The sequence below is a fragment of the Methylobacterium sp. WL8 genome, assembly GCF_008040045.1.
In the GTDB taxonomy this organism is placed as follows: domain Bacteria; phylum Pseudomonadota; class Alphaproteobacteria; order Rhizobiales; family Beijerinckiaceae; genus Methylobacterium; species Methylobacterium cerastii.
On sequence record NZ_VRVF01000042.1, the window covers coordinates 24,692 to 42,848 of the forward strand.

General features: G+C 70.7%; 20 protein-coding genes. 13 read left to right on the forward strand and 7 right to left on the reverse strand.

What is annotated here, in order from left to right; genetic code table 11:
• The first annotated feature begins 136 nt into the window (after positions 1-136).
• A complete protein-coding gene (locus FV234_RS15755) occupies positions 137-913 on the forward strand; it encodes a DUF937 domain-containing protein (protein WP_147830314.1) in 777 nt (258 codons plus the stop codon).
• 99 nt (positions 914-1,012) lie between these two features.
• Here FV234_RS15755 and FV234_RS15760 read toward each other — a convergent pair whose 3' ends face one another.
• The 3 genes from FV234_RS15760 to FV234_RS15770 all read right to left on the reverse strand — a co-directional run bounded on the left by FV234_RS15760 (position 1,013) and on the right by FV234_RS15770 (position 3,160).
• Complete coding sequence (locus FV234_RS15760; protein WP_238272673.1) at positions 1,013-1,222, reverse strand: Flp family type IVb pilin; 210 nt, start codon at positions 1,220-1,222, stop codon at positions 1,013-1,015.
• Between the two features lie 336 nt (positions 1,223-1,558).
• Entirely contained in the window at positions 1,559-1,843 is a 285-nt protein-coding gene (locus tag FV234_RS15765; RefSeq protein WP_147830316.1) for a DUF3072 domain-containing protein, read from the reverse strand.
• 429 nt (positions 1,844-2,272) lie between these two features.
• A complete protein-coding gene (locus tag FV234_RS15770; RefSeq protein ID WP_147830318.1) occupies positions 2,273-3,160 on the reverse strand; it encodes a branched-chain amino acid aminotransferase in 888 nt (295 codons plus the stop codon).
• A 314-nt stretch (positions 3,161-3,474) separates the two neighbouring features.
• Between FV234_RS15770 and FV234_RS15775 the strand changes: the two genes are divergently transcribed.
• Positions 3,475-3,918: a MarR family transcriptional regulator gene (locus FV234_RS15775; RefSeq protein ID WP_238272679.1), complete on the forward strand. Its 444-nt coding sequence runs from the start codon at positions 3,475-3,477 to the stop codon at positions 3,916-3,918.
• On the forward strand, positions 3,918-4,631 hold the full coding sequence (locus FV234_RS15780; protein ID WP_147751266.1) for a response regulator: 714 nt from the start codon (positions 3,918-3,920) through the stop codon (positions 4,629-4,631). Before FV234_RS15775 ends, FV234_RS15780 begins: the two co-directional genes overlap by 1 nt.
• Positions 4,632-4,781: 150 nt before the next feature.
• On the opposite strand, the gene FV234_RS15785 is transcribed toward FV234_RS15780, so the two are convergent.
• Positions 4,782-6,692 carry a KUP/HAK/KT family potassium transporter gene (locus FV234_RS15785; protein WP_238272680.1) on the reverse strand — a complete coding sequence of 637 codons (1,911 nt, stop codon included), beginning with the start codon at positions 6,690-6,692 and terminating at the stop codon, positions 4,782-4,784.
• 249 nt (positions 6,693-6,941) lie between these two features.
• Complete coding sequence (locus tag FV234_RS15790; RefSeq protein ID WP_147751264.1) at positions 6,942-7,172, reverse strand: pentapeptide MXKDX repeat protein; 231 nt, start codon at positions 7,170-7,172, stop codon at positions 6,942-6,944.
• A gap of 218 nt (positions 7,173-7,390) precedes the next feature.
• Between FV234_RS15790 and msrA the strand changes: the two genes are divergently transcribed.
• From msrA to FV234_RS15810, 4 genes are all read left to right on the forward strand, one after another.
• Positions 7,391-8,119, forward strand: a complete 729-nt coding sequence (gene msrA, locus FV234_RS15795) for a peptide-methionine (S)-S-oxide reductase MsrA (RefSeq protein WP_147830323.1) — start codon at positions 7,391-7,393, stop codon at positions 8,117-8,119.
• Positions 8,120-8,367: 248 nt separating this feature from the next.
• Positions 8,368-8,727, forward strand: a complete 360-nt coding sequence (locus FV234_RS15800) for a helix-turn-helix domain-containing protein (protein ID WP_147830324.1) — start codon at positions 8,368-8,370, stop codon at positions 8,725-8,727.
• Between the two features lie 112 nt (positions 8,728-8,839).
• Positions 8,840-10,147, forward strand: a complete 1,308-nt coding sequence (locus FV234_RS15805) for an MFS transporter (protein ID WP_147763548.1) — start codon at positions 8,840-8,842, stop codon at positions 10,145-10,147.
• A 76-nt stretch (positions 10,148-10,223) separates the two neighbouring features.
• A complete protein-coding gene (locus FV234_RS15810) occupies positions 10,224-11,093 on the forward strand; it encodes an amidohydrolase family protein (protein ID WP_147830326.1) in 870 nt (289 codons plus the stop codon).
• Positions 11,094-11,143: 50 nt separating this feature from the next.
• Here the strand turns inward: FV234_RS15810 and FV234_RS15815 are convergent, their stop codons facing one another.
• Positions 11,144-11,452: a YciI family protein gene (locus FV234_RS15815; protein WP_147830329.1), complete on the reverse strand. Its 309-nt coding sequence runs from the start codon at positions 11,450-11,452 to the stop codon at positions 11,144-11,146.
• Between the two features lie 326 nt (positions 11,453-11,778).
• Between FV234_RS15815 and FV234_RS15820 the strand changes: the two genes are divergently transcribed.
• Complete coding sequence (locus tag FV234_RS15820; protein WP_147830350.1) at positions 11,779-12,996, forward strand: ABC transporter substrate-binding protein; 1,218 nt, start codon at positions 11,779-11,781, stop codon at positions 12,994-12,996.
• A 106-nt stretch (positions 12,997-13,102) separates the two neighbouring features.
• Here the strand turns inward: FV234_RS15820 and catC are convergent, their stop codons facing one another.
• A complete protein-coding gene (gene catC, locus FV234_RS15825; protein ID WP_147751258.1) occupies positions 13,103-13,378 on the reverse strand; it encodes a muconolactone Delta-isomerase in 276 nt (91 codons plus the stop codon).
• A 205-nt stretch (positions 13,379-13,583) separates the two neighbouring features.
• Here catC and FV234_RS15830 point away from each other — a divergent pair, with 205 nt between their 5' ends.
• The 5 genes from FV234_RS15830 to FV234_RS15850 all read left to right on the forward strand — a co-directional run.
• Positions 13,584-13,832, forward strand: coding sequence for a plasmid stabilization protein (locus FV234_RS15830; protein WP_147830331.1), 249 nt, complete (start codon positions 13,584-13,586; stop codon positions 13,830-13,832).
• Positions 13,829-14,251: a type II toxin-antitoxin system VapC family toxin gene (locus tag FV234_RS15835; RefSeq protein WP_147830333.1), complete on the forward strand. Its 423-nt coding sequence runs from the start codon at positions 13,829-13,831 to the stop codon at positions 14,249-14,251. The genes FV234_RS15830 and FV234_RS15835 overlap by 4 nt, the downstream gene beginning before the upstream one ends.
• 187 nt (positions 14,252-14,438) lie before the next feature.
• Positions 14,439-15,794, forward strand: coding sequence for an aspartate aminotransferase family protein (locus FV234_RS15840; protein ID WP_147830335.1), 1,356 nt, complete (start codon positions 14,439-14,441; stop codon positions 15,792-15,794).
• 104 nt (positions 15,795-15,898) lie between these two features.
• The gene (locus FV234_RS15845) at positions 15,899-16,960 is read left to right on the forward strand and encodes an SDR family oxidoreductase (RefSeq protein ID WP_147830337.1); all 1,062 of its coding nucleotides are present in this window, start codon (positions 15,899-15,901) and stop codon (positions 16,958-16,960) included.
• A gap of 188 nt (positions 16,961-17,148) precedes the next feature.
• A partial coding sequence (locus tag FV234_RS15850) for an MCP four helix bundle domain-containing protein (RefSeq protein WP_147830338.1) occupies positions 17,149-18,157 on the forward strand: 1,009 nt, incomplete at its 3' end.

An 18,157-nucleotide genomic window follows, 5' to 3' on the forward strand; every position in this document is an offset into this window, starting at 1 on the left:
ATGCGCGGCCCGATCGTCCCGCCCCGCGACCGGACCCCGCGCCGGCAACTGGTCAGCGGCGTCGATAAGGGTCTAGACTTCGTCCGCGCGGCCCGAAGTGGGATGTCGCGTGACGAACAGACCAAGGCCGTGCGCGATGTTCAACCCGCTCGACATGCTTCAGGCCCAAAACGGCGCCGGGATGCAGAATGTCGCGCAGCAGTTCGGCCTCACCCCCGAGCAGACGCGCAGGGCCATGGAGGCCCTGATGCCGGCCTTCGCGCTGGGGCTGCAGCGCAGCGCCATGCCCGACCCGACCGGCCTGTCGCAGATGTTCGGGATGGGCGGTGCACGGCCCGCCGCGAGCCCGGCCGAAAGCATGCTCGGGCAGATGTTCGGCTCGCCCGCCCTGACCCAGGCGATCCTGCAGCAGGCCTCGTCGGCGAGCGGCGTCGGCTCGCAGGTGCTGCGCCAGATGCTGCCGATGATGGCCGGCGCGGTGGTGGCGAGCATCGTCCACATGCTGCTGAACCAGCAGGCTCCGGAGGCCAAGGCGGCGCCCGCCCCGGCGCCCTCGCCCTTTGCGGTCGCACCGGGCTGGGCCGAGATGATGAAGGCCTTCGTGCCCGCCCAGGAGGCGACCAAACCGCAGCCGGCCAGACCTCAGCCGGCAAAGCCGCAGGCTGCCCGGGCCGCGCCGAAGCCGGAGGCCGACGCGACGCCCGGCATGTTCGAGCAGATGCTGAAGACCGGCGCCGAGGTCCAGGAGCAGAACGTGCGGGCGATGCAGGGTCTGTTCGAGGCGTTCTGGACCGAGGCCGATCCGGCCAAGGCGGGCGCAACGAAAGCCGGCGCCGACCTCAAAGCCCGGCACGCGCCCGAATCCCCGGACGCCTCGCACAGGCCGCGCAAGGGGCCGCCGGGCGCGCGGTGAAGGCGGCATGAGAACATGGTCGAGCGCGGTGGCTGCCGGCTCGCGTGAAGGCAATGCGCGTACACGGTGGCCGAGAGCGTTTTCGCGTCCCGGAGAGGCTCAGTTCTGGCTGATGGTGTTGCCGATGGTCGCGTAGACTTGGCCGACCCTGGAGGCGTAGAGGCGGATGCTGCCGACCGCGACCAGGAAGACGAATCCGGCGATCAGGGCGTACTCGATGCTCGTCGCACCGCGCACGTCGGCGGCGAAGCGGCGTATCGGAGAGGCGGCCTCGGCCCTCTCCCGCATTTCGACGACCGGCCCCGACATTGATGATCGCTTTCCTTCGCCGAACCGGCCTGACACGATCCTAACGCACGCCACCTTGCCGATGTTTTAAACCCATCGCCGGCAACCGGCCTGAGCAAGATAAGATTTTAGGAATAAACGGCGAATGCCGCCGAGCGCGGAGCGTCCCCGAACGCCCTGCGGGTTCCGCTCTCTCACCATTCCGTCAGGTTCCTCCAGGTCGGCTCCCCCCATCACCGGACGCGTCGCGCGAAGCACCACGAGGCTCCCTCTCCCGTACGGGAGAGGGTTGGAGTGAGGGGATGCTCTTGGATATCCGCCAAGCGCCGCACCGCGTCGTCAGGCGTCCCTGCCCGCTCAGCCGTGGCCGGCTTCCTTGCGCAGGGCGTCGATGCGCTTGGAGGCCTCGGCCTTGTCGAGGTCGGGATCGAACGCCTCGGGCTCCTTGGTCTCCTCGGACAGGGTCTTGAGGTAGGAGGCCTGCGCGCCGGTCATCGGCTCGCCGCCGGTGGTCCACTGATCGGGATCCTTGATCTGGTTCGACACGTCTTTCGGGTCGGTCTTGGGGTTCTCGTTCGAGGCAGACTGGGTGTCAGCCTTGGGGCTGGACTTCGCATCGGACTTGGCGGCGGCCTTGGTCATCGGGCACTCATGCGTTCTTGGAATGTTCCGTTAGAACGCAGCCCGGACCGCCACGGTTCCTCGCTGGCGGGAACCGCCTGGGGATAGGATGTCCGGCCCGCAGCTTTCCGCGCGAAGGCGTGTCGAGCGGGCGCATTTGGTCGGCCGGGCCCCATGCCGCGCATCATCGCGGTCGCCTCACGAAACAACCCGAACGCCGTGCGAGCTGTCGTGTTCACACGTCTTCCGCAAATGGCCCCGGACGGATCGGTGGAGGCGCTGGCGCGGACCCCTCTCCCGAACGGAAGAGGGAACCCGCGCCTCACCGGCACGAGGGATGAAGCGCGGGTGGGACGAGACGAAAACGGCGGCCCCATCGGACCGCCGTGCCTTCCCACTCAAGCCGCTCGCGCGGTTCTTCCCCTCGGGCCGCTCGAGCTTCTTCCCCGCTCAAGCTGCTCGGGCTTGAGGCTGCACCTCGGCGAGGTAATCGTCCATCAGCGTCTGGGTGATGGCGCCGGGCACGAAGCGGTAGGGACCGATCTCGGCCACCGGCGTGACCTCCGCGGCCGAGCCGGTGATGAAGCACTCCGAAAAATCGGCCATCTCCTCGGGACGGATGCGGCGCTCGGTCACCGCGATGCCGCGGCGGCGGGCCAGATCCATCACCGTCTGACGGGTGATGCCGTTGAGGAAGCGGTCGGCGGTGGGGGTGTGGATCGCCCCGTCGCGGATGAAGAACACGTTGGCGCCGGTGCACTCGGCGACGTTGTCCTCGAAGTCGAGCATCAGCGCGTCGGCGTAGCCCTTGTTCTCGGCCCGGTGCTTGGAGATCGTGCAGATCATGTACAGGCCCGCCGCCTTCGAGGCGCAGGGGGCGGTGCGGGGATCGGGCCGGCGGTAGTCGGCGATGTCGAGGCGGATGCCCTTCATCTTGGTGGCGGCGTCGAAGTAGCTCGGCCATTCCCAGGCGGCGATCGCCAGGTGGATGGTGTTGCCCTGCGCCGAGACGCCCATCATCTCCGAGCCGCGCCACGCGACCGGGCGGAGGTAGGCGTCCTGGAGGCCGCTGACCTTCAGCACAGCCTCCTTGGCCGCGACGATCTCGGCGGCGGAATAGGGCACGGCGAAGTCGAGCAGCTCGGCGGAGCGGCGCAGGCGCTCGGCGTGGGCGAGGCTCTTGAAGATCACGCCGCCGTAGGCGCGCTCGCCCTCGAACACCGACGAGCCGTAATGCAGGCCGTGGCTCAGCACGTGGATCTTGGCGTCCCGCCACGGCACCATGGCGCCGTCGAACCAGATGGTGCCCTCGCGCTCGTCGAACGGGATCACGGACATGGGGGGTCTTCCTGGAAATCGTCGCGGCCCGTAGGCACGGGCACTTCGGCGGGGACGATGTCGGCGGGCCGCACCACGGCGGCTCGAGCGGGGTTGACGGGTATCAACCGGCCTGGAATATGTCAACGACACTGACGTATATCGCTTCGGCGTCGCCCCCTCCGACGCCGACCGTCCTTCCTGCCTTTCGCGCCGCAACGGGACACGGGCCGCACGTGACATCCCCCGCCCTCCGCGAACGCGACGAATCCGGCGCGCCGGCCGCCCGCGAGCACGACGCCGCCGCTGCGCCGGCCGCCTGCAGCAGCGACGACCTGATCGAGCTGCTGTTCTTCGCCTATCGCGACTTCGTCGGAGACCCGGACCGGATCCTGGCCGAGTACGGCTTCGGCCGGGCGCACCACCGGGTGCTGCACTTCGTCGATCGCTATCCCGGCCTGACCATCGCCGAGCTGCTCGACATCCTGCGCATCACCAAGCAGAGCCTGAACCGGGTGCTGAAGGACCTGATCGGCCAGGGCTACGTCGCCCAGCGCCCGGGCACGAGCGACCGGCGCCAGCGTCTGCTCACCTGCACCGAGAGCGGCCAGCGCCTGGCCGCCGACCTCACCCGCGTGCAGGCGCGGCGCCTGGCGCGGGCGCTGGCCTCGCCCGAGGACGCCGCCGCCCCCGAGAGCTTCCTGATGGCGATGATCGAACCCGACGAGCGCGCGGTCGTCCGCCGCCTGATGGCGCGTCGCGGCGGCGGGGCCGCCTGATGGCCGCCCACGCCCGCACCGAGCTCTCCGACGGCGCGCCGCACGTCCTCGTGGTCGACGACGACCGGCGCCTGCGCGAGCTGCTCGCCCGCTACCTCGCCGAGCAGGGGTTCCGGGTCACCGCCGCCGCCAGCGCCGCGGAGGCGCGGGCCAAGGCCCAGAGCCTGGTCTTCGACGCGATGGTGCTCGACGTGATGATGCCGGGCGAGGACGGCTTCGCCTACGCCCGCAGCGTGCGCGAGACCTCGCGCGTTCCGATCCTGATGCTCACCGCCCGCTCCAACCCGAACGACCGGGTGATGGGGCTGGAGATCGGCGCCGACGACTACCTGCCGAAACCGTTCGAGCCGCGGGAGCTGACGCTCCGGCTCACCAACATCATCAACCGGGCGTCCGGCCCCCGCCGCGACACCGGCACCGGCGACGTGGTGACGTTCGGGCCGTTCTCCTACCGGATCGAGCGCGGCGAGCTGAGGCGCGAGGACGAGATGATCCGCATCACCGAGCGCGAGCGCGAGATCCTGACGATCCTGGCCGGCGCGCACGGCGCCAACGTCGAGCGCGAGGCGCTGGCCGGCGCCGGGGGGCTGGCCGCCGAGCGCACCATCGACGTGCAGATCAACCGCCTGCGCCGCAAGACCGAGGTCGACCCGGCCAACCCGACCTTCCTGCAGACCGTGCGCGGCGTGGGCTATCGGCTCGCGGTGGATTGAGGCGATTCCGGATCGGGCGCGGGTTCCTTCTCCCAGGGGGAGAAGGACAGGATGAGGGGCGTGAGCTTTCCGGTTAGGTCACGCCCCTCACCCCAACCCTCTCCCCCTGGGAGAGGGAGCCGGTCGGCGCTTCCCGCGCGGTCCCGCCCCTCAAATCTCGATCTCGGTCCCCACCTCGACCACCTGTCGCGTCGGCAGCCCGAAATGCGCGCCGGTTCGCTCGGCGTTGCGCTTCATGAAGGCGTAGAGGCCCTCGCGCCAGCTGTACATGCCGGGGTTGGTGGGCGAGGGGATGATCGCCTCGTGGCCGACGAAGTAGGTGATGTCCTCGATGAACTCCGCCGGCAGCAGTCCGCTGGCCACCGCGCATTGCAGCCCTTCCGGGATCGAGGCCGTCTGCATGAAGCCGTAATGCAGCACCACGCGCTCCATGCCGGGGGTGTATTGCGAGATCGCCTTGCGGATGCCCGAGGCCACCAGGGTCACCTGCGCACGCTGCGTGGCCGGCACGATCGGCTCCTCCTCGTAGATCACGGTGATGAGGAGGATGCGCTCGTGCAGGCAGCGACTGCGCTCCACCAGGCGCCCGAGCGCCATCGGGATGCCCTCGCTCGCCGCCGACAGGAAGGCGGCGGTGCCGGGCAGCGTCACCGGAGGATGCGAGGCGAGGCGGGCGAGGAACGCGGACTCCTTCTGGCGCAGAGGCTCGCGCACCGCCTCCAGCACCCGGTTGCCCTTCATCCAGGTCAGCATCAGGAAGGCCACCGTGAAGGCGAGAACCAGCGGGAACCAGCCGCCCTCGAGCAGCTTCGTGCTGTTGGCCGCCAGGAACACGAGGTCGATGGCCAGGAAGAAGCCGTTGACCGCGAGCACCGCGGCCAGGCTGTAGCCCCAGCGCAGGGCGATCAGCGCAGCGAGCAGCGTGGTGATGCCCATCAGCGCCGAGACGGCGATGCCGTAGGCGCCGGCCAGCGCATCGGAGGAGCCGAACACGACGACGGCCACGAGGGTGGCCAGCGCGAGCAGCCAGTTCACCGCCGGCACGTAGATCTGCCCGCGCTCGTCCCGGTCGGTGTGGACCACCCGCATCGTCGGCATGAAGCCGAGCTGGATCGCCTGCTGCGTCAGCGAATACACGCCCGAGATCACCGCCTGCGAGGCGATGACCGTGGCCATGGTGGCCAGCGCCACGAGGGGATAGTGCGCCCAGTCCGGCGCGAGCCGGTAGAACGGGTTCTCGATGGCGTCCGGCTCGGCGATGAGCAGCGCGCCCTGCCCGCAATAGTGGATCAGCAGCGCCGGGAGCACGAGGCCGAACCAGGCGGTGCGGATCGCCGGGGCGCCGAAATGCCCGAGGTCGGCATACATCGCCTCGCCGCCGGTGACCGCGAGGAAGGCCGCGCCGAGCATCAGGAACGACACGTGCCAGCCGGCATGGAACAGGAAGTCCACCGCCCGCCAGGGGTTGGCCGCCGCCAGGATCTGCGGCACCTGCCAGATCGCGGGGACCGCCAGCAGCACCAGCACCGTGAACCACACCAGCATCACAGGGCCGAACACCCGGCCGATCACCGTCACGCCCTTCCGCTGCACCAGGAACAGGCCGATCAGGATCAGGATCGTCAGCGGCACGACGAAGGGCGTCAGCACCGGCGCGTCGACCTTCAGCCCCTCGATCGCCGACAGCACCGAGATCGCCGGGGTGATCGCGCCGTCGCCGTAGAGCAAGGCCGCGCCGATCAGCCCGACGACGAGCAGCAGCGCCTGCCAGGTGCCGGCCTTGGCGTGGCGGGCGCCGAGCAGCGCCAGCATCGCGACGATGCCGCCCTCGCCGCGGTTGTCGGCGCGCAGGATCAGCACCGCGTATTTCAGCGAGACGATCAGGATCAGCGACCACAGGATCAGAGAGACCGCGCCGGTGGCCGCCGCCGCGACGGGCGCCCCGCCGGAGATGCCGGCCTTCACCGCCTCCTTGAAGGCGTAGAGCGGGCTGGTGCCGATGTCGCCGTAGACGACGCCGAGGGCCCCCAACGTCAGCGCCGGGCCGGCCGCGTGCCGCACGGCCCCGGGCTTTCGCGCGACGGGGGCGACCGGAAGGCCGTCTTTCTCCGCGAGGGGGACGGCTTGGCTCACGCGGGGTGCCCTCGGATCGAAGATCGCGCAGACGCTGCCCGCATCCGCATGCCCGTTCAAGGGGCCGGACCCGGCGAATCCGGAGGACCCACGGCGATTTGTTCCGATCGGAGGCGGACGGCGCCCGCGCCGCTGCTCGATCCGCGGCCGGCCGGCGCCGGCCGCGGGCGCAGGACCCTACTTCTTCATCGGGTCGGCCTTCATCGCGTCCTTGCTCATCGCGTCCTTGTGCATGGAGTCCTTGTGCCCGGACTCCTTGGCCATCGAATCCTTGTGCATCGAATCCTTGGCCATGGAGTCCTTCTTCATCATCGCGTCCTTCGACATCGATTCGGCGGCGTGGACCGGTGCCGACAGAGCGAAGGCGGCGAGCAGCAGGGAGGCGGTGGCGGCGAGGCGATGGCGCATGATCGGACATCCTTGAGGACGGGACACCGTCGTCCCGATGCAGCCCCTTCGACCGGGTTTCGCCACCGGTTACGCGGCGCGCGACCGCCATGAGGCCGGCGATTTTCGCCGTTGTTCGCCCTCGGCGGAACCGCGTAACCGCGCGCCCGTCGCCGGCGAAAAGACCGGATGGGCGCGCGATCACCGCGCCGCATCACCCGATCCCGACGGAGACCGCCATGTCCCTGAAACCCGAACGGTCCGGCCGGAGCGGCGTCGCACTCGCAACGGTCGCGGGCCTCGCCCTGATGGCCGGCGCGTTCTCGCTGCGCGGCCTCGCCCACGCGGAGGAGCCCGGCCGCCGCCTGCCCGAAGCGGCCGTGACCGCCAAGGAGATAGGCCTGCGCACCGCGACGCTCGCCGGCGGCTGCTTCTGGGGCGTGCAGGGGGTGTTCCAGCACGTGCGCGGCGTGCGCCAAGCGGTGTCGGGCTATGCCGGCGGCGACGCGGCGGACGCCCGCTACAGCGCGGTCAGCACAGGCGGCACCGGCCATGCGGAGGCGGTGCGCGTCACCTACGATCCGGCGGTGATCCGCTACGACGAACTGCTACGGATCTTCTTCTCGGTGGCCCTCGACCCGACGCAGGTGAACCGCCAGGGTCCCGATTCCGGCCCGCAATACCGCTCGGCGATCTTCCCCGCCGACGCGGAGCAGGCGGCGGTGGCCAAGGCCTACATCGCGCAGCTCGACGCCGTCCACGCCTACGCAAAGCCGATCGCCACCCGGATCGAGCCCGGCGCGACCTTCTATCCGGCGGAGGGCTACCACCAGGACTTCATGGCGAGCCACCCGAACCACCCCTACATCGCCGCCAACGACGCCCCGAAGCTGCGCGACCTGCAGGCGCTGTTTCCCGAGCGCACCACGCCGGAGCCGACGTTGGTCGGCGGCCGCCCGCCGGCTTGAGCCCCGTCCTCCCGTCCACCGCCTCGTCCTGAGGTGCTTCCGCGAAGCGGAAGCCTCGAAGGAGACCTCCAGGGATCGCAGCGCGTTCTGGAGGCCTCCTTCGAGGCCCCTTGCCAGGGCAAGGGGCACCTCAGGATGAAGGGGCATGGGTAAGATGAAGGCCCAAGCGCGGCCTCCGTCGATGGTGACGGAGCCGCCTCCCCATGGCTCGTCCGTGCAGCTACGGTCGGCTCGCGGAGGATATCGACATGAGCACCCTGACGGTCGGCATCGGCTCCATGGCGGATGCGAGGACCCGGTTTCTCGAGGCGGCCGCTGGAGCCGCGGCGGGGCGTGCCTCCGCAGCCGCGCCGGCGATCTACTTTGCCAGCTACGACGAGATGCATCGCGTCCTGGCGCCTGCCCGTTTGGCGATCGTCAAGGCGATGGCGGGCCAGGGGCCGCTCGCCATCCGCGAAGTCGCCCGCCGCGTCGGCCGCGACGTCCAGGCCGTGCATCGGGACGTCGTGACGCTCTCGGATGCCGGAATCGTCGATCGGTCGGAGGCCAGCGTGACGTTCCCCCACGATCGCATCCATGTCGAGTTCGACGTCGGCGCCGCCGCCTGAACAGCCGCGGGCGACAAACACCGCCCTTGTCCCCGCCCGGCGCCGTCCCCGCCCTTGTCCGCGCGTCCCGATCCACGCCAGGATCGCGCATCAGGGGCGCGGGGACGAAATCATGGCGGCGGCTTCGGGACCGGGAACCTCCAAACCCCTCGACGTGGTGCCGATCGAGGATGCGAGCCTCGGGGCGTTCTACCGGAGCATGAACCTCACCGAGCGGCGCACCTTCTGGGCCTGCGCCGCCGGCTGGGCGCTCGACGGCATGGACTTCATGATCTACCCGCTGGTGATCGGCACGATCATCAGCCTGTGGAAGGTCGACCCCGGCACGGCGGGGCTCGCCGCCACCGTCACGCTGCTGGCCTCGGCTTTGGGTGGGTGGATCGCCGGGTTCGTCGCCGACCGCATCGGCCGTGTGCTGACGCTGCAGATCACCATCCTGTGGTTCTCGTTCTTCTCGCTGGTCTGCGCCTTCGTGCAGAACTTCGAGCAACTGCTCGTCGCCCGCGCGCTGCTGGGCCTCGGCTTCGGCGGCGAGTGGGCGGCCGGCGCGGTGCTGATGGGCGAGACCATCCGGGCGCAGTATCGCGGCCGGGCGGTCGGCTCGGTCCAGTCCGGCTGGGCGATCGGCTGGGGCCTGGCGGTGCTGTCGCAGGCGGTGCTGTTCTCCTATCTGCCGCCCGAGAGCGCATGGCGCTGGATGTTCGTGATCGGCGCGTTCCCGGCGCTGCTGGTGTTCTACCTCCGCCGCTACGTCGAGGAGCCGAAGGTCGCCGCCGAGACCCGCGCCAAGGCGCGCGCGGCCGGGGAGCAGCCCAAGCTCTGGGAGATCTTCGCCGGCCCGCTCCTGCGCACGACGATCCTCGCCTCGCTCGCCGCGGCCGGCTGCCAGGGCGGCTACTACGCCATCACCACCTGGCTGCCGCGCTACCTCACCACCGAGCGCGGCCTGTCGATCGTCTCCTCCACCGGCTACCTCTCGGCGCTGATCGTCGGCTCGTTCGCCGGCTATCTCGTCGGTGCCTGGCTCGCCGACCGGCTCGGGCGGCGCCCGCTGTTCCTGATCTTCTCCGTCGGCGCGATCCTCGTCATCGTCGCCTACACCCAGCTGCCGCTCTCGAACGCGGTTTTGTGGGTTCTGGGCTTTCCGCTGGGCTTCTTCGCCTCCGGCTACTTCTCGGGGATGGGCGCCTTCCTCACCGAGCTCTACCCGACACGGCTTCGCGGATCGGGCCAGGGCTTCTGCTACAATTTCGGCCGGGGCCTCGGCGCGCTGTTCCCGTACCTCGTGGGCGAGCTCTCCAAGTCGATCGGCCTCGCCTCGGCGATCGCGGTCTTCGCCGCCGGCGCCTACGGCGTGTTCTTCCTGGCCGCCTTCGCCCTGCCGGAGACGCGGGGCAAGGTGCTGCACGTGGACGGTTAAGGGGCGAAGAAGCCCTTGCATCCCCGCCCCCTCTGCTGGGGCGGGAAGACGCGTCGAGCCCGGACGAGAGGACGCCATGACCCCGATCCGCGATTGCCCCGCCCCCGATCCGACCCCATCCGGGCCGACGCGCTACGCCGTGCCGGCGGGCGCCGTCGACACCCACGCCCACGTCATCGGCCGGCCGCCGGCCTATCCGTTCGTGGAGAACCGCAGCTACACCCCGCCGGCCGCGCCCGCGGCGGCCTACCGCGCGATGCTCGACGCCACCGGCATGGCGCACGGCGTGCTGGTCCAGGTCAGCGTCCACGGCACCGACAACCGGCTGCTGCTGGAGACCCTGGCGACCGACCCCGCGCGCCTGCGCGGCGTCGCCGTGATCCCCCTCGGCCTGCCCGAGCGGGACCTCGCGGCGATGAAGGCGGCGGGCGTGGTGGGCTTGCGCCTCAACGTGCTCTACGGCGGCGGCATCGATTTCGATCAAGTCGAGGCCTACGGCGCGCTCGCCCGCGAGATGGGCTGGCACCTGCAGTTCCTGATCGACGCGCGCAGCCTGCCGCCGCTCGCCGCGCGGCTCTCGCGGCTGCCGGTGCCGTTCGTCGTCGATCATATGGGCCACATGCCGACCTCGGCGGGCCTCTCGGACGAAGGCTTCTCCACCCTCGTGGCGCTGGTGCGCGACGGCGCCTTCGTGAAGCTGTCGGGCGCGTTCCGCACCTCGGTCGCGGGCGCGCCCTACGCCGACACCATCCCCTTCGCCCGCGCGCTCAACGACGCCGCGCCGGAGCGCTGCCTGTGGGGCTCGGACTGGCCGCACGTCGCCGCCTGGGACGGGCCGCCGAAGCTCTCGACGCTCCTCGACCTGATGGCCGACTGGGTGCCGGACGAAGGGCGGCGCCAGAAGCTCTTCGTCGAGAACCCGCGCGCGCTCTACGGTTTCGGCTAGGCTTGGGGCTTCAGCTAGGTTTGGGGCTTCAGCTAGGTTTGGGGCTTCAGCTAGGTTTGGGGCTTCAGGTAGCTCCGGCCGTCGAGGTAGGCCTTGCGCCAGCGCTGGATCGCCACCCGCTCGAACAGGCCGGCCTTCGTGAACGGGTCCTCGGCGATGAAGGCTTCCGCCTCCGCCCGGGTTTCCACGTCGACGACGTAGAGGCCGCCGCCCGCATCCGACCCGTCGTCGGCGAGCTTGGCGCCGCAGGCGAGCAGCAGCGCGGCCTGGGCTTCCAGGAAGGCGAGGTGCTCGGCGCGGGCCTCGCGGCGCAGGTGCTGGTGGCCGGGCTTGTCGAAGGTCTCGATGATGAACGGCATGGCGGCTCCGGGCGCGCGGCTGATGTTTCCGATGCGCCAGGTGTAACGCGGCGCAGGGCGCGCGGCGCCGGCGGGCCCTGACACCGGGCAAGCGTTCTCACCGGTTCGACCCGGCCGGGCGCGATCGGTGAGCGGGACGCACCTATAAGAAGAGCGCCGACCCGCCGCGCGCCGCCGTTCTCCTGGCGGATTGCGCGCACGGCACCGGCCTGCCTCCGGACGCGGGACGACCCGCCAACCGGGGGAGGCCGCACCACCGCTTCCGCGCATGAGCACGCGGAGCGGCCTCGCGCCGCCAGCCCTCGGGAGGACCCTCCGTGACACGCATCATCCCGGCCTCCGCGCTCGCCGCAGCGCTGCTCGCAGGTGGCCTCGCGGCCACCCCGGCCCGCGCGCAATACGCCGACGGCGGCATCAAGATCGGCGTGCTGACCGACATGTCCGGCGGCTACTCGGACCTCGCCGGCAAGGGCTCGGTGACGGCGGCGCAGCTGGCGATCGAGGATTTCGGCAAGACCGTCGGCGGCCGCAAGGTCGAGCTGATCGTCGCCGACCACCAGAACAAGGCCGACATCGCCTCCACCATCGCCCGCCGCTGGTTCGACACGGAAGGGGTGGACGCGATCTTCGACACGAACTCGTCGGTGGCGGGGCTCGCGGTGCGCGAGGTGGCCCGCGCCAAGGGCAAGGTCGACGTCAATTCCGGCGCCGGCTCGATGGCGCTCACCAACGCCGCCTGCTCGCCCACCGGGGCGCACTGGTCCTGGGACACGCACGCGCTGGCGGCCGGCACCGCCGCGGCGCTCGCGGACGACCCGAAGAACACCTGGTTCTTCATCACCGCCGACTACACCTTCGGGCACGACCTCGAAGCCCAGGTCACCCGCGTCGTGAAGGCGAAGGGCGGCACCGTGCTCGGCTCGGTCAAGCACCCGTTCCCGAACGCCGACTTCTCGTCCTACCTGATCCAGGCGCAGGCCTCGGGCGCCCGGATCATCGGCATGGCCAACGCCGGCGCCGACACGATCAACACCATCAAGCAGGCCGCCGAGTTCGGCATCGCGGAGGGCGGCCAGTCGCTCGGCGGGCTCAACATCTTCCTCACCGACGTCAACTCGGTCGGCCTGAAGGCGGCGCAGGGCATGATCCTGACGACAGGCTTCTACTGGGACCTCGACGACCGCACCCGCGCGCTGGCCCAGCGCTTCGGCGCGCGCATGGGCGGCCGGATGCCGACCATGGTCCAGGCCGGCGACTACTCGGCGGTGCTGCACTACCTCAAGGCGGCCGAGGCGGCGGGCACCGACGACGGCCTCGCGGTGATGGCCAAGATGCGCGAGCTGCCGATCGAGGACGCCTTCGCCCGCAACGCCAAGCTGCGCCCCGACGGCCGCATGGTGCACGACATGTACCTGGCGCGGGTGAAGACGCCGGCCGAGTCGAAGGGCCCGTGGGACTTCTACACGATCCTCAAGACCATCCCCGGCGACGAGGCCTTCCAGCCGCTGGCGCAGAGCACCTGCAAGCTGGTGACGAACCCGTAGGCGGACGGGTAGCCCGCGCGTCCCTCACCTCCCCGTCGTCCCGCGCCTGCCTTCCGCGACCCGGGAGACGGGGAAGGGTGCCGTCGCGCGTCGGACCAAGGCCGGCTCAGATCGCCGACGGATGCCGGGCCAGCGGCGTCACCGCCACGCTCATGAACGGGAAGAGTGGCAGGCTGGAGAGGATGGCGTGGAGCTCGTCGTGGTCGGCCACGTCGAACACGCTGATGTTGGCGTACTGCCCGGCGATGCGCCAGAGATGCACCCACCGGCCCGATTCCTGAAGCGCCTGCGCCTGCGCCTTCTCCTCGGCCTTCAACCGGTCGAACTCGGCCGGCGGCAGGTGCGTGGGCGGATGGACCTCCATCCTGACGTGATACAGCATCGCTTCCTCCCCGCTCCCTCGTCGCCAGCCCGGCCGCGCCATCATAGCGCCGCCGCATCACGGTTGCGCGCGGATCGGCTCCCCCGGGTGTGCTAACCCGCGATCCGAGCAAGGAAGAGGCACCCGCCGAAGCCCCGCGCGCAAGGCGCGTTGCCGAAGCATCCATCGACGGATCATTTGCAGTCATTGACCGACGGGCGTGCCCATGGCCGTGCTGACGATCCGCAACATCGACGACGCCCTCAAGGCACGCCTCCGCGTCCGCGCCGCGATGCACGGCCGATCGATGGAAGACGAGGCGCGCGACATCCTGCGCTCCGCCCTTTCCAGCGAAGTTCCCCGCCCCCGCGATCTCGGCCGGGCGATTCATGAGCGTTTCGCGGCGCTCGGCGGCGTCGACCTGCCGGACGTGCCACGCGAACCCGGCCGGGAGTCGCCGGACTTCGAGGCGTGATCGTCCTCGACACCAACGTCCTCTTCGAGTTGATGCGGCCCAGCCCCGAGCCGAAGCTCCTGGCCTGGTTCGCGCTGCGACCGATCGCGGGCTTGTTCACCCCGCCCCTGACGCAGGCTGAAATCTTCTACGGCCTCGTCCTCCTCCCGGAGGGTCGGCGGCGCGATGGGTTGATGGCGGCGGCACGAACGATCTTCGAGGTCGAGATGGCGGGACGGGTCTTGCCCTTCGACGGCGATGCCGCCGCGGCCTATCCCGAGATCGCCATCGGGCGGCGCAAGGCCGGCCAGCCGATCGGTCCGATCGATGGCCAGATCGCGGCGATCGCTCGGTCGCGCGGCGCGCGGCTCGCGACGCGCAACGTTCGGGACTTCACCGGCTGCGGGATCACCGTCATCGATCCCTGGACGGTCGCCTGACGGAAGCGTCGCGTTTCTCACTGACGCGCTGGTCATCGCCTCGGCCGCGCAGCCGCCGCGCGTCGCATGTCGGGCGTGGGCCGCCTGCATCAAAAGCACTTGTTGCGACGCGCAAAACCGGTTCCCCTGCCGACGAGCCCAGGGATCCGAGCCCCCGCGCATCCCGCCCCCCACCGAGGAGCCATCCATGTCCGACCTGAACGCACCGACGGATGCGCCTGCGCGGAAGAACGCGCCCGCGTTGGAGGCGTTCTGGATGCCGTTCACCGCCAACCGCCAGTTCAAGGCGGCGCCGCGGATGTTCGTGGCGGCCGACGGCATGCACTACACTACCGACGACGGCCGGCAGGTGCTCGACGGGACGGCGGGTCTGTGGTGCTGCAACGCCGGGCACGGGCGGCGCGGGATCGCGAGCGCGGTCGAGCGCCAGCTCGCCACGATGGACTTCGCCCCGACCTTCCAGATGGGGCACCCGATCGCGTTCGAATTCGCCGAACGCCTGGCCGAGATCGCCCCCGGGCCGAGAGGAAAGAAGCTCGACCGGGTGTTCTTCACCGGCTCGGGCTCGGAATCGGTCGACACCGCGCTCAAGATCGCGCTGGCCTACCAGCGGGCCGTCGGACAGGGCACCCGCACCCGGCTGATCGGGCGCGAGCGCGGCTACCACGGCGTCGGCTTCGGCGGCATCTCGGTCGGCGGCATCGTCTCGAACCGGCGGGCCTTCCCGACGCTGCCCGGCGCCGACCACCTGCGCCACACCCACGATCCGGCGAAGAACGCCTTCACCAAGGGCCAGCCCGAGCACGGGGCCGAGCTCGCCGACGACCTCGAGCGCCTCGTCGCGCTTCACGGCGCCGAGACCATCGCGGCCTGCATCGTCGAGCCGGTGGCGGGCTCCACCGGCGTGCTGGTGCCGCCGAAGGGTTACCTCGAGCGCCTGCGCGCGATTTGCGACGCCCACGGCATCCTGCTGATCTTCGACGAGGTGATCTCCGGCTTCGGGCGGCTCGGCGCGCCCTTCGCCGCCGACTTCTTCGGGGTGACGCCGGACCTCGTCTGCACCGCCAAGGGGCTGACCAACGGCACCATCCCGATGGGCGCGGTCTTCGCCGGCCGCCACGTCCACGACGCCCTGATGGACGGCCCGGACGGGATCGAGCTGTTCCACGGCTACACCTATTCCGGCCACCCGGTGGCCTGCGCGGCGGGGCTCGCGACGCTGGACATCTACCGCGACGAGGGCCTGCTCACCCGCGCGGCCGAACTCGCCGACGACTGGGCCTCGGCGATGCACGACCTGCGCGGGGGCAACCGCGTGATCGACATCCGCACCATCGGCCTGATCGCCGGCATCGAGCTGGAGCCGCGCCCCGGCGCGCCGGGCAAGCGCGCCTACGACGTGTTCGTGGATTGCTTCGCGCGCGGCCTGCTGATCCGCGTCACCGGCGACATCGTCGCGCTCTCGCCGCCGCTGATCCTGGAACACGGCCAGATCGACGAGATCGCCCGCGTGCTCGGGGATGCGATCGACCGGGTGGCGTGAAGGGGGGACGGAGCGCGTCTTCGCCCTTCGCTGCAACGCAACGCACGCCCGCTGGTTGAACCCGCGAAACGAGGGCCGCGCGCCCTCGGCAGCGAGGATCATGCATGACGGGTTCGGTTCTGATCGTGGGCGCCAGCGGCATCGTCGGGAGCGCGGCCGCCGAACGGTTCTCCGCCGAGGGCTGGAAGGTGGCGGGGCTGGCGCGCAAGCCCGTGGCGCAGGACGGCGTCACACCGGTCTCGGCCGACCTGCAGGACCCCGCCTCCCTCGAGCGGGCGCTCTCCGGCCTGGCGCCGAGCCACGTGGTGCTCGCCACCTGGATGCGCCGCGACACCGAGGCCGAGATGATCCGCGTCAACGGCGCGATGGTGGAAAACCTGCTCGCCGCGCTCCGCCCGGCGGGCTCGCTCCGGCACGTGGCCCTGGTCACCGGCCTGAAGCACTATCTCGGGCCGTTCGAGGCCTACGGGAAGGGCGCCGTGCCGCAGACCCCGTTCCGCGAGGAGCAGGGCCGGCTCGACGTGGAGAACTTCTACTACGCGCAGGAGGATGCGGTGTTCTCGGCGGCCGCCCGCGACGGCTTCGCCTGGAGCGTCCACCGCCCGCACACGATCATCGGCAAGGCGGTCGGCAACGCCATGAACATGGGCACGACGCTCGCCGCCTACGCCACGCTCTGCCGCGAGACCGGCCGCCCGTTCCGCTTCCCCGGCTCGGGGATGCAGTGGAACGGCCTGACCGACATGACCGACGCGCGGCTGCTCGCCCGCCACCTGCTCTGGGCCTCGACCAGCGCGCGCGCGGCCAACGAGGACTTCAACGTCGTCGACGGCGACGTCTTCCGATGGAGCTGGATGTGGGGCCGGATCGCGGAATGGTTCGGGATCGCGGACGAGCCGTTCGACGGCACCGTGCGGCCGCTCGAGACGCAGATGGCCGAGGACGGGCCGGTCTGGGCCGAGATCGCGGCCCGCCACGGCCTCGCCGAGCCCGACCTCGCGAAGCTCGCCTCGCCATGGCACACCGACGCCGACCTCGGCCGGCCGATCGAGGTGGTCACCGACATGAGCAAGAGCCGCCGGTTCGGGTTCCTGGACTACCAGCCCACCGACGACGCGTTCTTCGACCTGTTCGCCCGCCTGCGGGCCGACCGGCTGATCCCGTAAGACGCTGGCTGTGAGAGCACGCGCCACGTCGGCGGGGCGCGACCAGCCCGTCGACGTGGCCGCCAAGACGAGACTAAGAATACTTAGACGAAGAAGGAATTATTATCCAATCAAGGGTAGTGGCGCCCTTATAGGGCAATCTTAATCGTGATCGGCAATCTAGGATCCGACGTTTCAAGGATTCCGCGATGTTGGCCCATGTCACGATTCGAACGCGCCTGATCGGCGCAGTGCTGGTGCTGTTCGCCCTCACGGCGGGGTTGGGCGGCTTCTGCTTTTCGCGCATCCACGCCCTCAGCGCGGTCACCGACGACCTCGGCGGCAACGCGCTGCCGTCGACGCGCACCCTCGGGCGGCTCGCCACGAACTTCGAGACCCTGCGCAGCCGGCAGCTCGCCTACCTGCTGTCGAGCGAGGAGCGCCGGCCGCAATCCCTGCCGCGGCTGCGCGCCAGCATGGCCGACATCGAGTCCGACATCGCCGCCTATGCAGGCCTCGTCAGCGACGGCGAGGGTGCGCTGTGGGACGCGGTGAAGGCGACGGTGCCGGCCTACTCGGCCATGGGAGAAGAATTCATCCGCCGCCTCGACGCCGCCGACACGAAGGGCGCCACCGCCTACGTGCTCGACGGAATGCTGCCGGCGCTCAACGCCGCCCGCGCCGCCCTGAAGGCCAACCTCGCCTTCAACGAGGCCGCCGGCAAGACCAGCGCCGCCGTCGCGCAGGCGTTGGGCGAGCGCGCCCGCCTCGCCATCGCCGTCGTCCTCGCCCTCGTCGCGGCGACCACCGTCGCGGTCGGCTGGATGTCGGTCTCCACGATCTCCGCGCCCGTCCGGCGGATGGCGCGGGTGATGGACGTGGTGGTGGCCGGCGACACCACGGTACTGGTGCCGCATACCGGCGAGCGCAGCGAGCTCGGCGCGATGGCGTCGGCGGTCCAGGTGTTCAAGGAGAACCTGATCCGCACGCGCAAGCTGGAGGCGGAGACGGCGGACGCGCGGCTGGCGGCGGAGGCGCAGCGCAAGGCCGGGATGCGGCAGATGGCCGACGACTTCGAGGCGGCGGTGGGTGGCATCGTCGGGATGGTGTCGTCCTCGGCGACCGAACTGCAGGCCACCGCCCGGACCCTGACCGCGACCGCCGCCGAGACCGCGGGCCAGTCCACCACGGTGGCGGCGGCCGCCGAGGAGGCCGGCA